We start from the raw sequence: 15,963 nt of genomic DNA, 5'->3' as shown, positions 1-15,963 counted from the left end.
TATCAACTTCTATCAACTTCTTTTAGAATATATAACTGAACTACAAGGACGACATTCATGGACTTTGAAAAATTACGACATGGGACCGAACTTATCAAAAGGGGCTTTGCAAGAATGCAGAAAGGGGGTGTAATCATGGATGTTACAAACCCGGAACAGGCCAGGATCGCAGAAGAAGCCGGAGCAGTTGCTGTTATGGCCCTCCAGGCTGTTCCAGCAGATATAAGAAAAGTGGGTGGGGTTGCCCGGATGGCCGACCCTGAAATTGTCCAGCAAATTATTGAGACGGTTACAATTCCTGTAATGGCAAAAGCCAGGATCGGACACTTTGTCGAAGCCGAAATTTTAGAAGCCCTGGGCGTTGACATGGTGGACGAGTCTGAAGTCCTGACCCCTGCTGACCCCTACTTCCACATAGACAAAACGCAGTTCACCGTGCCTTTTGTCTGCGGTGCCAGAAAACTCGGAGAAGCCCTCAGGAGAATTAACGAAGGAGCAGCCATGATCCGAACTAAAGGAGAGGCTGGAACCGGAGATGTAAGCCAGGCAGTTAAGCACATGAAGCAGATTCAGGGCGAAATCCGTGCACTTGCAGGGAAGACTAAAGAAGAGCTGATTCTGGTTTCAAGGGAAATCGAAGCTCCGATAGAACTTGTAGTCGAAACCTCAAAAATGCAGCGCCTGCCTGTGGTAAACTTTGCAGCCGGTGGAGTTGCAACCCCTGCCGATGCTGCTCTCATGATGCGCCTTGGTGCAGACGGGGTCTTTGTAGGTTCAGGTATTTTCAAAGCCGAGAATCCTGAAAAGATGGCAAAAGCTATCGTTGAAGCCGTAAATAACTTTGACAATCCTGCAAAACTTGCAGAAATCTCAAAAGGCGTGGGTGCAGGCATGAAAGGCATCAGCGCAGACACTATCCCTGAACAGGAAGCCCTTCAGGAACGCGGCTGGTAAAAATACACGTAGTATTCCGGCTACACCGCCGGCTTTTCACTTCCCGAGCTGTGCCTGAAGTCCGCTGTCCTTTTTGCTTTGCTCAAGAGGACTAATTATGGGCTTTAGAGGTAAATTTCCTTCATATAGGCTAAAATAATTTTTGGTTTTTAAACCAATCTAATAATTTTTTTATAAATTACATTGACTTTAACTGAAATTTACCTGAGTATAAATTACTTTAACTTTAACTGAAATTTCTCCTGATTTTTAGTTTCTTAAAATTTTATATTTTTTAAGTTTGAGAAGGTGTAAAATGCCCCACATAATGGAATTAATGGGAAAAACCAGAGTAGTAGTAAAGGATGGGAAGGTTATCGAAGTAGGAGGGCCTGAAGTACAGTGGTGCCCTATATTTGCCAAGGTGCGCGGAATCCAGAAGATAACTCCGGAAGAAGTTAAGAAGAACATGGAATTCAGAATCCGCGATTTCGGGATATTTACCGATAAGTGACAGCTGGAACTGGAGGATTTTGTAGGATTTGGAGCAACCGAGGTTATGATGACCGGGCTTCGTCGGGAGTTGCTTGATACAACGGTGACTGCCTGTGACGGCGCAGGAACTGTCATAGCCAGCAACCCTGCCCTTGTCCAGGGAATGGGAGGTAGAATGTCCGGTCTTGTCGAAACTGAACCTATCGAAGGCATTATTAACGGGATAACCGAACGAGGCGGAATTGTTCTTGACCCTTCAACTGCAAAAATGGACCCTGTTGCAGGAGTTAGAAAGGCATCTGAACTCGGTTGTAAAAAAATCGCAGTAACGGTGGCCTTTGCCAGTACCGCAAAAGAATTAAGAAAGCTTGAAACTGAACTCGGACTTGATCTGATAGTAATTGGTGTACACGTGACAGGTATCAGCAGGGAAGAAGCTCAGACTCTTCTGGAAAATGTTGATATTACAACGAGCTGCTCTTCAAAACCAGTAAGAGATCTTGCAAAACCTCTCGCTCAGGTAGGCACTGCAGTTCCACTTTTTGCACTTACCCAGAAAGGAAAAGAACTTGTGGTTGAAAGAGCAAAAGAGGTCGAAAGCCCTATCCTGATCAATACCATGCCCCTGCCAGAACTGCCTGAAAACAAACAGCCCAGAGAACTTAGATAAAAATGAAGTAGAAACGGCTTTTAGAGTCTTATTTTTTAGCTCTGGTTTTATTCTTATTTTTGATGACCATTACGCTCAAAAGGATCACAGAAAATCTCCAATTTTCTGGGAGTTGGGACGTAGTCGCAACAGCATGAAGCCCCATTCGCTACATTCCGCTTTGCTCAAGAAGGCTGAACTATAATGAAGATACTTAGATGAGTCGGTATAGCCAAACTAAGAGCAAGTAAGATTGGCTTTCAACTTGGTCAAGACAGCTAATTTACTCAAATTTCTTTTCTACTCACGCGGCATGCGTGGTCACAACTATTTTTCAAGAAGGCTTAACCGCAACCTTTCATTTTCCAGTTGATGAGGTTAATTAACTTTCCTAATATAAAGGTTTACACTGGTTTTGTAACAAAGTCCGATTTTTTGCATCAGAAATCCAAAATCTATAATAATTTATCAATTTACCTTTTATAAAATTGGTATCCTGAAATAATTTCGCATTCAAAACCATTTGAAAGTTCAATACACAATACAACAGCAGATGGCGCAAAAAGTTAAACGTTGAGTAAGTTCCAATTCCATTTTAGTATTGTGCAATAATCATGTAAAATGAAACAAGTTATAAGTTGGAGTAAAATAGTGGGTCAACTGTATACGATATGTAATTGTAATAAAGAAATTAAAAAACAAAATAATTTTGGGATTAAACAGCCTTTTATAAAACTTAAAAGCTGTTATTCACTACACCTAAATAATACATTAGTTGTCTCTTGTAGTTTTGAAATATCTATCATTCTACTGTTGCCAAAAATATCAAATGCATAGTATGAGTATTGTTCCATATAATTGCTTAACGAATTTAAGCTTAATTTTAATAAAGGATAAGCACCTGGGGCAATTTCACAATATATAGGTGGTCTCTCAGCTACTTTTGTATTCTCAAAGTAGCGCTGTAATCCCTTTAAAACCTTTAATTCATAACCTTCTGTATCAATTTTAATAAACGATATGTTTTTTAGATTATTCTTAAAGATATAATCATCAAGTCTATACAATGGGACAATAATACTCTCTTTTTTATCCGCAATATCCATAAAATTTGGAACCATTGTGTTCCATCCAATATTTGAAACTGATACATCTATTTTTGAATATCCTTCCTCATCACTGCATCCACAGTTATTTACAAAAATATTATATTCGGGATTCATCTTTTTTATATTTTTTAGATATGATGCATGTTGTGGTACAGGCTCAAAAGAATGAACTTGACCCGATTTTCCCACATAACCTGCTCCAACCGTAGAAATGTACCCTACATTTGCACCTACATCAAGAAAGACACTCCCTTTATCCAAATTAGCCTTCATCAACTCTATTAATTCATTTTCATATATGTTGAAATACATTCTTTTTATAAAATTAGAGTTTGTATCAAAATCGAATTCATATATTAACCCATTTACTTCTTTTATACAACTTTGTTTAAGGAATCCTGATAAACATTTGTATTTTATATAACGACTTAATAATAATGGATTTTCCTTTATTTTCTTAAATTTCATTAACATTTCTCATCACCTTTATAATCACACTTTATTAAAAAATAAGTATTTAACTTTATGGTTTTTTTGATTTTTTTATTTGTACACAAACATATTGAAAAATATATAAACCTCCTGTATTCCCAGTATTTTCGAAGGTTCCTTTGCAAAAGAAATTATGAGAGAGATACAGTAGAATAAAGAGGAAAGTAGCTTCGTGCCTACTGTTTTGCCTGCTCCTAGCTGTCGAGCATTTAATACGGTGATTATCATAAAACCTATCTATTTTAGCTCGTTCTGCTTCAATTCCAGCGGCGAATTGCTGGAAATAACAGGAAAATACATAGGTTTTAAGACAAAGCCTGTGAATCGTTAGTCAAATTTTACAGAATTTTCAGGACGCTACCCCATAAGCAGTGCAACAAAAACTCTTTCAAAAAAGGCTTGACCGCAAACCTTTTCAAAAAAGGTTTGATCGAAAAAGAGACAACTTTTGGATTCGAGAACCTTATCCCCAAACCCTATCCGGCGTGATCAACCGGCGCAACGGTTGCGATTAAGAGAATTAAGTGTTCGAGTTTTTTATGAATTTAGGCGGGGTGATGTAATATGCTGGAAGATTGGATATGTCCTATATAGAAACTGATAAAAAAATTTAATATAAATAATCGTTGTATCTCTATGAAAAATTTTAACATAGACGTAAACTATGAAGTATTTAATTAAAAATATACGTAAGAAGTAGAAAAATAAAATCGATTTTTTCTTAATAAATATAAAATGGAGGAGAAATGGCAAGAATCATTATCGTGGAAAATACCGAATCTATGCGCATGGCAATCCGGGATACACTTTATAAGCACGGGCATGAAGTGGTTGCTGAAGTGGCTGATGAGGATGAAGCTATTGAACCATATATGGAGGCAAAGCCGGACCTTGTATTAATGAATATAATAGCGCCGGATAGTGTCAGAAAATACAAATTGGAAAATGTTGTTAAGGAATGACAAAAATATAAATTCAAATATTTTCATTGCTTTAAGATAATTCTGCTTGAACTCATTACAAACCAGAAAGGAATCTACTTGGATGCTTCGCGAAAAATATTCTGAAGAAACCGAAAAACAAATGAAATCATTTTTTTATTCTTTGAATGAGAGAGACAGAAGGAGATACGCAGCCATAGAAGCAATGAAGTTAGGTCATGGTGGACAAAAGTATATAAGTAGTGTACTTGGCTGTCATTTCCAAACTATCATGGCTGGAATTAATGAAATCACTAATGGTATAAAAACTCCAGATGACAGGATTCGAAAGCCTGGTGGAGGTAAAAAGAAAATCATCGACACTGTAGAAGATATCGATGAAGTTTTCTTTGAGATCTTAAAAGATCATACTGCTGGAAGTCCTATGGATGAAGAACTAAAATGGACAAACCTCTCCCTTAAAGGTATTTCAAATGCTTTCAAATCGAGAGATATGAATATATCACCATATGTGGTAAAGCAGCTATTGAAGAAACACGATTTTGTAGAACGAAAAATGAATAAAGCTGTCACAATGAAAGACTGTAAAGACAGAAACAAGCAATTTGAGAGAATTAACGAGTTAAAAGAAAATTACTCTAAAAGCGAAAATCCGATTATCAGTATAGATGTTAAAAAAAGAGTTCATAGGTAATTTCTACAGAGATGGAAAATTTTATTGTACTGAAACGGTAAAAGTATACGATCACGACTTCAGTACATTTTCAAATGGTGTTGTTATTCCACATGGCATATACGACGTTAAACTTAATGAAGGCTACATCACTTTAGGAACCAGTAAGGATACGAGTGAATTTTGTTGTGACTGTATTAAAGAATGGTGGGAAAATTACGGCAAGGAAAATTACCTTAAGGCAAACAGCATTCTAGTTTTGGCAGATGGTGGTGGAAGCAACTCAAGTAGACATTATATTTTCAAGGAAGACTTACAAAAGCTGGTAAATGAAATTGGAATTGAGATTCGAATGGCTCACTATCCACCATACACTTCGAAATATAATCCAATTGAACATAGGTTATTCTGCCATGTAACATCTGCCTGTAAAGGTGCCGTTTTCAGCAGTATTGATGTGGTTAAGAGCCTTATTGATAAGACTTCTACATCAACAGGATTGAAAGTATTTTCGACTATCAAGGATAAAGTTTATGCAACAGCAAGAAAAGTAAGTGAAAACTTCAAGAAAAATATGAAAATTGTATTTGATGATTATTTGGGAAAATGGAATTATAGAGTAATTCCAGAAATGAAAACTTGAAGTTATATTTCAAACGTTCCTAAGTAAGTTCCTTCTTATAGACCGTGAAGCAAAGATGGCAATGTTTTCCTCCCTTGGACAGCAGATACTGATAACGGAATCCATGAAAATAGGTGCTATGGGCTTTATAGTAAATTCTTTTAAACCCGGGATGCTGAGTATAATCAGAATAATTGCCGAGCCAAACTGAGTTTTTGAACCAAAAGAAATTCAATAGAAAGCAAAACCTCAATAAAACCTCGCAACAAGATCCTGATAAGGCTTCAATACAGCCCGAACGACTCAATTAGAAAATCGAAAAGATTTTGAACAAATTACCAGGTAGACGAATCAAAGTGAAATTATATTGATTTCCAGACCTTTGCCAGTGATTCACCTTTTACATGGATTTTAAATTCAAGTAAATATCCAAATGGCGTCATTGAGGTTTCCAAACCCTTTGCTGTTAGTTTTTCTTTAATTGTATTAAGTATGTCTTCGGCAAACTCTATACTTGATTTACTCTCTGAGAGATGCCCAAAAGAATGCAGAACCACTTTATTTCTATCGGCTTTTTTAGCCAGCCACCTGATATTATTAACGGCTTTCCTGACAACTTTATCCTTTTGGACTTCATCTTCATTCTCAACATTAACAAAAATGACCAGAGAATCGGTTATGGATTCTTCCCTATCAAAAGCCTCAACCGTTTCTACGGTCTTACTGAAAGTTTTATAACAGAAATAAGTAGTATCGAACATCAAGAGTTTCATTATAACCACAAAAACGCTTCATTTCTCTACAGACCTTGAGAAAACAAGCCCATAATAATATGGGCTTGAGATCGTGCTTGTTCTCGAACTTAAGCCCTGCCTCACCTGTCCACTTGATGCACTGTTCCGGTTTGGGCCTGATCGTTGCCTCGAGGAGTTTCAGGATCGTGATTCCAGTGCATAACGCCTAATCGACGGTTTTAAGATTCGGTAAGCTTCTTAAAGAAACTCTTTGGGTCTTTCTGCATGAGGAATGTTAAAAAGCATAACATAATCCACACTTTCAGCTTCAAGCCCTGAGCCTTCACGAATAAAGTCATAGAGCATTGTTTATATGTTTTGTTTATATGTTTTAAATTTTCTTCAATGGCTCTTTGAGCAACACGGCTTACAATGGATTCTTCTATATCAGCAGCGTAGATTTTTCCGTTAATTATTTTTGATGCAGGTATGTGAAAGTCCCGTACCCACACCCAAAATAAAATATATTTAATATGTTATGATTAAGCTGCATAATAACCAGGACTTGCTCGGGTTCATAAAATATTCCACAGATTTTCCAAAAAAAGAAATGAGTGGAAATTGAGGCTAAACCCACTCACAAAGGCCCTGCGTATGTACTCATAACGTCTTCCACGAGAGTAAGCCCTCCACTGAACCCTGCGTAATTGTGTTCAAGTATCACGCGGTTATATGAAGGGAATGAAACCGTCAGATGTAGGGCATTAAACTCCGGACCGGATATAGGAGTTTCAAGAGAACTTGCAAGCAGGAACAGGAAATTTCTGTCTTTCAAATTTTCCCGAATCCTGTATGCGTCCACTTCATATATTATTTCAGGCCAGGCAGGGGTTTCAAGGCCGGTTGTCAATTCCTCGTTTATCAGTTTACGGGCTTCTTCAGGTGGATTATCTGTTATCTGAACAATATCAGGCAGGTAACCCATCTCATTTGCAAGATATTTTGTAATGCTTACAGCCGAATTACTGTCAGCGACAACCGCAAAATAAGGATGCGGCCTGGTGATCAGGAGTATATCACCAACAAATTCTGCAAATCTGTAAGCTCGCTTTTCCTCTCTGGCAATCAGTTCTTCAATGACATCGGCTGAAACATCTAACCTTTCTCCTATAACTCTCAGGAATTCCGAGGTTTGTTTTGGTCCTATTGGTACTCCTGGGAAGGAGATATAAGGAGTATCGAACTTTTCTTCGAGTTTTTCTGCTGTTTTATGCCCTATCCAGCTTGAGAGGACAATATTATATTCAGCAACCGGAATTTTCTTCAGGTTCTCAAGTGCTTCAAATTCTCCTACAATCAGATTTGCCTTCAAGCCTATTTTTTCAAGCAGGGTTTTTATCTCCCTTGCTTCGCCTTTCCAGAATATGTGCTGTGAAGGCACTATCCCGAACACGTTTACCAATCCTTTTTCTTTCGGAGCTTTTTCAAGGAGCTGGTCTATCACAGCGTCGAAAAAGTACTCGTAGCCGTCGTATGAGGTACCTGCAAAGCCTGAAGTATTTACATGTATGATTGGAACTTCAGGATTCTTTTCTTTATATCTTCTGATAACGGCTCCCACATCATCTCCTATAAGTGAAGGGACACAACCAGAGATGACTGCAAATACTTCTCCATTTACAAGTTCTACCGTTGATTCAATAAGCGCTTCAAGTTTTTTCTCGCCGCCGAAAATTACATGTTCCTCAACTAAAGAGGAACACGGGGTGCTTGTTCCACCGTAAGGACCTCCAGCGTTCTGGCCACCACCGTAAAATTGACCAAAAAGCTGCCCTATTCCACATCCTGCCCCGGAATGGAGTATGGGAACAACTCCAAATATCCCTACTGCAGTTGAATAAGCCCCTGCGAGTGCGCAGGAGTAACGTGGTGCTTCAATAGCACCTGATATAACATTATTTGTCTCTAAAGGTTCACTTATTCCCATAATTACACCTATTTACTCCTCTGCTTTAAGATAATACAGCGAATTTGGCTGTTTGTACCACCAGTCTTTATATGTACTCAGCGTCTTTTCCTTCATAGTCCGCTGATAAGAATGGCTTTTTAGTGACTGCAAAAGGAAGTTTCCAAATGCAATCGCTCCCGTATAGCCGCTCTGGGTACTCCATGGATGTGCATCGGACCTCAAGGCATGCACCCTTGTTACACCCTTGTCGCGCTTGAATGCCCCTCCCTGGAACGGGCAGGTCATTGCGATATCGGGATTTCTATGGTTTGTTATATGTGTCTGTTCTGCGGCCTGGAAGGTATTTACCAGAATGTCAAAGTCCCCCATCTGGGCGAGCAATTTTTCAAGGTCCTTGAGGATGAGGTTGTCAAAGTCCTGGCACATTGCAGCTGAGGATTTAAGTCCAATTTCATCAAAGTACGGGACCTGAGCCAGAAGTCTTCCCTGCCCAAGTGCACCCAGCACTTCTACTTTCTCTCCATTGCCTTTGAAATTTTCAAATTCCTGCCTGATTGCCTTGAGTTTTGGAAGCCATTTTTCGTGTTCTTCTTTGATCAGGGATTCCATTTCCCTTTCTTTTCCAGTGTGCCTCCCGATTTCCCTCAGCCACTCATCGGTGTGAGCAACTCCCATTGGTGAGGGATAGAGGAAATAAGGAACTCCATATTCCTGCTTAAGTCCACGTGCAAGATAATCAGTGTAAGTCGGGCACAGGGGTGCAGTAACTGCAGCTTCGGAAAGTTGTTCAAACTGCTCCACAGAGGCGAATTCAGGGATGAAGTTAACTCTAAGACCGACTTTTCCCAGCAGACGCTTTATTTCCAGTCTGTCCTGCCAGGTGTAGGAGAGCATACTGGCTACATTTATCAGATCTTTCTGTTTCTTTTCCGATTTTTTGACGAGGTATTTTAAGACTGCATGCCAGAAGGCATCATACCCTGTCTGGACAAGCTTTGATCGTGAGCCCTCACAGTGAATAGGAACTATTGTTGCTTTTATTTCGGGCTGGACCTGTGAGACAACCCCTTCTATGTCCTCTCCGATTATTCCTGAAGTACAGGACGTAAGTATAAAGATCGCTTTAGGATTGTACCGTCTTTCGGCTTCCTTTATTGCTTCTCTGAGCTTTTCACCGGCACCGTAGACCACATCTCTTTCGCCGAGATTTGTTGTCATCCAGTGGAGGTCGTAATTTGCAGGACGGCCAAGTTCAACAGGCACGTGTCTGTAGAGTTCACGGTAGCCGAGTGCTGCAGACGAGCAGCCAACAGGTGCATGATATATAGCTACAGCGTCACGGATTGTTCCGATCCTTACTGAAAGATAGAAGTTCAGAACACAACCACTTGACTGCTGAAAATTCCGTTCTCTTTGCCTCAGGCAGCCTGAACGGGCTTCTTTTACAAGATCGCTTGCTTTTCCATACCAGACATTAATACCGTTTGCTCTCTGTTCCCTGTTGGGACATGTAGCCCGTGATAGGTCGATTCTGTCCTCGATAAGTTCATTTTCAGTAAGTTCTGTTCCTGACATTAATCATTACTCCGTAAGAGACCTGTTTTTCGTAGTTAGTTTGTCTCCAGTATGTTTTGCTCTTGACATCACCTCTTCCATTCGCATTAATGGATATATAAATCGGGAAATCAGCAAAAATGTAAGCTAGTTTCTCATTATCCTAATTTTTGCGGCAAAAAAGAAAGTTCAGGAATAATTTAGTATTTGAACCGGATCCAGATGAATAAATGCATCTGAATAATATCCGGTTTCAGTATCCTGAATGATGATAGGATTTGTTCCGATTCCGGATTAACTTGTTTATCCAGACCCGAGCCGGATAGGAATTTTTAAGTTTTTCCTCACTACGCCGCACGGCCTAGAGGCCTGCCTGCCGTTTAAGAAAATAGTGACCTGAAAACCGATATCGCAGGTAGAAAGATGAGATTCTGAAGGAAAACGTCTCGATTCGAAGGTTAGAGGAGTTGTTTTACTTAACTCCAGAAACCGATTTTTAATTCACAGCTGATATAGAACGCCTCCGCCAGCTAGCCTGGTGGCTCTATAAAAAAAGAAGAAAGAGATAGCAATAGAGATAAGAAAGAGGCAGACAGCAATCGATATAAGAAAAAAGAGGCTTGAAGAAATAGTAAAAAGCGATAAAGCAAACGAAACAGAGCATTTTTGAGTAGAACTCTGTTCTGTTTTTAATTATGTTTATATGTTCTTATGTCACTTTTATTCTATATCTTGCTATTTTTCATTTTTTGAAAACGCCGCTCTCCTTCGTCGAGCGTGACAAGAACGGTTCGATATGGTGAATGAGGTTGTACGGATCAGAAATTCGTTCCTAAAGAAGCCGACCCTGAATTTGCCAATTATGCAATAAATGGAAAGCCTGTAAACATGTGATGGGATGTGAAAGGCGTTTCTAGTTTACTGATCATACGCTTTGTCCGGAAGGAAAAGAAGAATGAAATTATGAAGATTTTGAAGAGTACTTATTCCAAGTTTTTTTCTTCCAGTATCTTTTGAATATCCTTTTTTAGTTCAGGCAATCTTTCATTTGCAGTATTCCAGATGATATTCAAATTTACACCAAAGTAAGCATGGATTATAACGTCTCTAATTCCTGCCATTTTTCTCCAGGGAACGAACGGATATTCCTCTCTTACCTTTTCAGGAACATGTTTTGCTGCTTCCCCAATAATTTCAAGTGCGTGATTTACGGCAAAAACTGTTTTTTCATCGGAAACAAATTGATCGAAATCCATGCCTTCAATAAAACGTTCACAACTTTCAATCGTTTCAAGGATATCCTGCAAATAATCTCCTACATCACGCTCAGTCATATCTGCACGACCTCTTCAAGAATCCTTTCCCCTATCCTCGGTTTTAAAGCACTTTTCATGACAAGATCTACTTCTACGCCGAGAATTTCTGAAAGTTCCTGTTTGAGCCCGACGAATTCAAGGAGGTCAGGCTCTTTAGAGAATTCTACAAGAATATCAAGATCACTATTCTCTTTTTGTTCCTTCCGAATGTAAGAACCAAAAATCCCCAGATAGCTGATATTATACTCCTGTGTAAGTCTCGGAAGATGCTGCCTGAGAATTTTCGAGAAAGATGCTGCATCCTTTGCTTTTTTGTCGCTTGGTTTAATGACGGTATTGACTGTCATGTGTCCTCATAGGTTTGAGTTTAAGCTATTACTCGAAATTAGTCCTGTAATATATTTTTGTGTTCTGTATTTAAAAGTAAGGCTCAGTTTACTAGTTGCTATAAGATCAATAACCCTTGAGAAACACTTTTTGATTCTCCTTATAAATAGCGTATTTATAGTAAGAAATATTATATAATTAATTAAATAAAAACATTGTCTAAAAATCTAAACTGTACATATTGGGTAGAAGAAATGCCACTTGTTGATATCAAACTCATTGAAGGTGTATTCCCGAGGAAGAGATCAAGAAGCTTATCAAGGACGTAACAGACGTTGTAGTCTCGTTCATGGGAGAAGACCTCCGTAGCTATACATTGGTAGTAGTCCAGGAAGTAAAAAGCGGAATCTGGGGGGTAGGTGGACAGGCAATTGGATTGGAGGAAGTAAGGGCCATGCAAGAGGGTACTTCAAAGAAGCCCTAAGCCACACTAAGGAAAAAAAGGAGATTAGCTGGCAGGATTTGATGTCTGCTAGCGATCTCACCGTTCCTATGCACAATTACTGTCAACATCCTCAGAGAATAAAACGCTTTAGAAAGCGGAGTGTAAGTATTGTCTAATATTGTTATGAGCATTGGCAGGAGACTTTATCGACTATTTTATCCCTTACAACTCACACGTAGTCCCTATATTTTTATTGAAATCGTCTCCTCTCATTCTATCCTGGACAAGCAGATAAGTCCTTAAGCGAGCTCGTATATGGCATGTGAAAAACCAATTCACATCCAAAGATTACAACTAAACAAAATAAGGTTAAGAAAAACTTTCTTTATTTTCTTTATAAACTGCTATTTTCTTTCTTCCCAAAATCAATTTATTTTTCACATCAATAAAAGTCCCATAGTCATTTTCATTATCGGAAGCTAATTGGTCATTTCAAGTTGAAATTCAGAGACTTAATTTTGGGTTTTGGGATAGGCTCACAAGCAACTAAACAACCTAACAAAAAGACAGAATTAAGATTAATTAAAAGTTCAGATAAAATATTTTATAATACTTTATATTGGCTTATTTCAAAACAGATTTATTGAATGTTATCTTTTTGCGTACTATGGATGATGAAAAGATAGACAAAGAACCATTATTTTATAAGTATCATAGAATAAGCACCAACTTTTTAAATAATTTATCAAACAATCAATTATTCTTTCGTGATCCCACAGAATTTAATGATCCTTTTGATTGCAAAATCACTCTCTGCAAAAAAGGCACAAAAAAAGAGTGGATCGCTTATCATGTAAAATATGGGTGGAAAAAGGAAAACGTTGAGAGAAAAGTTGAAGATGATCTAAAAAATGGGAAGTCAACAAGACAGGGAGAGAAAATTGTATCTTATTCAGATATTGATTCCAGTATTCTACCTAGAGTCTGCTGTTTCAGCACAAGAAATGATAGCATCTTGATGTGGAGTCACTATGCCGATAGTCACAGGGGAGTATGCCTTTGTTTCAAAACTAAAAAATCCCTAGTATTTGATTCTAGATCTGGGAAACTAAACGATATGTATAGATTAACTTTGGACTCAAGCGATTTGAACTCAAACATTAATGAACTAAGGGAAGTAGAATATAAAGCTGAATGTCCAGATGAAGTAAATACATTAAACTTAAATGAAACAGAAGTTGGAAATCAAGTTTGGGAATGTTTTACAACCAAATATTGTGACTGGAAATATGAAAAAGAATATCGTATGCTAGTGTTTAAAAAATATTTTCACGGAGAATATGTAAAGAAATATGAAAAAAATAAGTTAGAAGGTATTATTTTTGGATTGAAGATAAAACGTAGTGATGCTCAAGAAGTTTATAATAGAGTTTGCGAACATTATATAAATAAAGGTGAGAAAGTTAGCTTTTATAAAGCTTTATATGTAAAAGATAAATATGCATTAGAAATTAAAAAAATAGAGAAAGAAGGTATTAATTGTTATTTAGAATCTTTACCAGTTAATTGAATAAATTATTTTCATGACATCTGCAAATTTAAAGTAATAAATTTTGATTACAGCCCTTAGGCTGTGATTCTCACTATTTTGATGCTACTTTTTTGAAAATTTGAGTTAGTATGAGTTAGTATTATGATTTTAAAGAATATTATATGGTTTGGTTGTAAACTTGAAAAATACCCACCAAAAACCAAAGAGTACATATACCCGATTATATAAATAAGGTTGTTACTTTAGATAAAAATTAAAGACGAAACTAAAATATCCTGGAAAGAAAAACTTGTATTTGAATATAAATCATATCATTTTTATTAAGCGTTCATTATGAAATAATAATAGATTCTAGTGCGAGGGATAGGATTTGAACCCATAAGAACCTGCACAAACACATCTTAAGTACTTCGCTTTTGATCTGGCTGGATAAGCCTTGCATGGAAGGATATCTTAGTCTGTTCTTTGAGAACTAAGCACATCGCAAGACAAACTACAATTCGAACTATTCCCTCAAAAAACACGCCTGGAAATATTAGAAGCATATTAAGGCGCTTCACAAGAAATAAATAAAAGAAACAAAAACAGAAAAAAAGTCAGGTTAAGGGCTGCAGGAGCCTGAACCTTTTTTATTCCATCAAACGTGAACGGTGCATAAATCTTTGACAATTTTCGTACATTAGGAGACAACCAAAGAAAAAAATGAGAAATATTGCAACTGCAACTTATCTAGGACCTTCTAGTTTTTATACCCCGCCCTAAAAAGAAAGGAGCCTTTCGCCTTAGAGTTTCAAGCTGAAATATTATACAAATATATATCTCTGTTTTCCCGGTGCTCTGGATCAGTGCGTGAGTCTATGTATACAATTTTATCGTCGTAAATTGCAGGCTCTCTTGCATAAGTGCTGTCAGTAATACGAGTTGTCTCGTTAGTTGAGATATTGTACATGTAAATGTCACTCGACCATTTTTCTCCTCCTCTGTATTTTTTTTCCAACACTATTCTATCACCATATACATCTGGATTAGTCGAATTGCCATCAAAAGTGATCTGGCGTGTTTCATGCTTAGCAATATCTCGCATATAGACATCCATTACATTCATTAATTTATTTTTATATTCTATCCACACGACAATGTTTCCGTAAATTTTACCGCCACCTGCTCTACCGGTTCTGCTGATGTCACTTATTCTCTTTGTAGGTATGTCGTATATGGAAATATTTGCACTATATTCGCCTGGATCTGCCCGATTCATCCGTCCATATACAATCTTATTTCCGTAAGTAGAAAAACCCCACCGAGGATGCGTACCAAATAGATCATGTGTATATGGAATTAGTTGAACTTCTTCACTTGTGCTAAGGTTGTATAAATATAAACTGTTATACTCAGCGTTTTGATAATATGCAGGCTGACCATCAACATATTTTGACCTTACGTACACAACATTATCACCATAGATCGCTGGTGTACTCGTATTATCGATTTTAGTTTCTTTACCAGTGGAAATGTTATACACGATCACGCTTTCACCATCCCACCATGTAATTTTATCTCCCTGAATAGATGGGCTATTTTGTGCATATCCCAGTCCGGTTATGTTTCCCGTAGTCAAGTCATACATGCCAACCATGTTACCAAAAGTATCAGACCATGTGACAATGTTGCCATAGATTGATGGACTCGATGTTAGCCTCGAACTTATAATCATAGTCTCTTTGCCAGCGTTTGCTATTGATGTAAAGTTTATGAGAAAAATCAAAGCAAGTGCTAGATGTATTATTTTGTTCCCCATATTAATCCCCATAAAGGATGTAATACTGGAAAACTACATCAACATTGCTGATCATTAGCAATATGGGGGAAAAGAAAGAAAAAACTAATACAGGAAGCTACTTACTTTTTCAGCATTCCATTACTGCTTTTCTGATAAGCTCTATATTAAACAGGCGTTATTTGCAATTATTTCATTTCAACTGTCAGTTACTGGTTGTGTTTTTCTTTTTATTTGAATTAGCAGTTGTGTTTTTGACAACTCTGAATGAACTGTCTGACTTCAATTAAGCATAATTGAGAAATAGCAGAGATTTTTGCCGCAAAATTAAGAAAAACAGAACTTCCAGGTCAATTATTGCTGAAGTGTGAGCTT

At 37.6% G+C, this 15,963-nt stretch carries 14 protein-coding genes and 1 pseudogene; 8 read left to right on the top strand and 7 right to left on the bottom strand.

Going from position 1 to position 15,963, the window contains the following annotated elements; genetic code table 11:
• Positions 1-57: 57 nt before the first annotated feature.
• Positions 58-954: a pyridoxal 5'-phosphate synthase lyase subunit PdxS gene (gene pdxS / locus FXW07_RS12940; protein WP_229395778.1), complete on the top strand. Its 897-nt coding sequence runs from the start codon at positions 58-60 to the stop codon at positions 952-954.
• A 295-nt stretch (positions 955-1,249) separates the two neighbouring features.
• Positions 1,250-2,098 (top strand): annotated as a pseudogene (locus FXW07_RS12935) (methanogenesis marker 8 protein).
• A gap of 725 nt (positions 2,099-2,823) precedes the next feature.
• Here FXW07_RS12935 and FXW07_RS12930 read toward each other — a convergent pair.
• Entirely contained in the window at positions 2,824-3,654 is an 831-nt protein-coding gene (locus tag FXW07_RS12930; RefSeq protein WP_229395777.1) for an FkbM family methyltransferase, read from the bottom strand.
• Between the two features lie 770 nt (positions 3,655-4,424).
• Between FXW07_RS12930 and FXW07_RS12925 the strand changes: the two genes are divergently transcribed.
• From FXW07_RS12925 to FXW07_RS19360, 4 genes are all read left to right on the top strand, one after another.
• Positions 4,425-4,640 carry a response regulator gene (locus tag FXW07_RS12925; protein WP_229395776.1) on the top strand — a complete coding sequence of 72 codons (216 nt, stop codon included), beginning with the start codon at positions 4,425-4,427 and terminating at the stop codon, positions 4,638-4,640.
• 82 nt (positions 4,641-4,722) lie between these two features.
• The gene (locus tag FXW07_RS12920) at positions 4,723-5,313 is read left to right on the top strand and encodes a hypothetical protein (RefSeq protein ID WP_229395774.1); all 591 of its coding nucleotides are present in this window, start codon (positions 4,723-4,725) and stop codon (positions 5,311-5,313) included.
• Positions 5,288-5,935 (top strand): ISAzo13 family transposase, encoded by a 648-nt coding sequence (locus tag FXW07_RS12915; protein WP_229395773.1) that lies wholly within the window; start codon positions 5,288-5,290, stop codon positions 5,933-5,935. The genes FXW07_RS12920 and FXW07_RS12915 overlap by 26 nt, the downstream gene beginning before the upstream one ends.
• A 55-nt stretch (positions 5,936-5,990) precedes the next feature.
• Entirely contained in the window at positions 5,991-6,125 is a 135-nt protein-coding gene (locus FXW07_RS19360; protein WP_255679062.1) for a hypothetical protein, read from the top strand.
• 151 nt (positions 6,126-6,276) lie between these two features.
• Here FXW07_RS19360 and FXW07_RS12910 read toward each other — a convergent pair whose 3' ends face one another.
• The 5 genes from FXW07_RS12910 to FXW07_RS12890 form a co-directional block, all read right to left on the bottom strand.
• Positions 6,277-6,687: a threonyl-tRNA synthetase editing domain-containing protein gene (locus tag FXW07_RS12910; protein WP_229395772.1), complete on the bottom strand. Its 411-nt coding sequence runs from the start codon at positions 6,685-6,687 to the stop codon at positions 6,277-6,279.
• A gap of 598 nt (positions 6,688-7,285) precedes the next feature.
• A complete protein-coding gene (locus FXW07_RS12905; protein ID WP_229395771.1) occupies positions 7,286-8,635 on the bottom strand; it encodes a nitrogenase component 1 in 1,350 nt (449 codons plus the stop codon).
• A gap of 12 nt (positions 8,636-8,647) precedes the next feature.
• Positions 8,648-10,192 (bottom strand): nitrogenase component 1, encoded by a 1,545-nt coding sequence (locus tag FXW07_RS12900; RefSeq protein WP_229395770.1) that lies wholly within the window; start codon positions 10,190-10,192, stop codon positions 8,648-8,650.
• Positions 10,193-11,154: 962 nt separating this feature from the next.
• Complete coding sequence (locus tag FXW07_RS12895) at positions 11,155-11,478, bottom strand: DUF86 domain-containing protein (protein WP_229395768.1); 324 nt, start codon at positions 11,476-11,478, stop codon at positions 11,155-11,157.
• A gap of 23 nt (positions 11,479-11,501) precedes the next feature.
• A complete protein-coding gene (locus FXW07_RS12890; RefSeq protein ID WP_229395767.1) occupies positions 11,502-11,834 on the bottom strand; it encodes a nucleotidyltransferase family protein in 333 nt (110 codons plus the stop codon).
• Positions 11,835-12,103: 269 nt separating this feature from the next.
• Between FXW07_RS12890 and FXW07_RS19355 the strand changes: the two genes are divergently transcribed.
• Positions 12,104-12,298, top strand: coding sequence for a tautomerase family protein (locus FXW07_RS19355; protein ID WP_346655660.1), 195 nt, complete (start codon positions 12,104-12,106; stop codon positions 12,296-12,298).
• 628 nt (positions 12,299-12,926) lie between these two features.
• Positions 12,927-13,829 carry a DUF2971 domain-containing protein gene (locus FXW07_RS12885; RefSeq protein ID WP_229395766.1) on the top strand — a complete coding sequence of 301 codons (903 nt, stop codon included), beginning with the start codon at positions 12,927-12,929 and terminating at the stop codon, positions 13,827-13,829.
• Positions 13,830-14,601: 772 nt separating this feature from the next.
• Here FXW07_RS12885 and FXW07_RS12880 read toward each other — a convergent pair.
• A complete protein-coding gene (locus FXW07_RS12880) occupies positions 14,602-15,609 on the bottom strand; it encodes a hypothetical protein (protein ID WP_229395765.1) in 1,008 nt (335 codons plus the stop codon).
• Positions 15,610-15,963 lie beyond the last annotated feature (354 nt).

The sequence above is a fragment of the Methanosarcina sp. DH1 genome (assembly GCF_020804205.1).
GTDB lineage: Archaea > Halobacteriota > Methanosarcinia > Methanosarcinales > Methanosarcinaceae > Methanosarcina > Methanosarcina vacuolata.
Note: the sequence above shows the minus strand (reverse complement) of the source record. Positions and strands in the feature narration are given on the sequence as shown.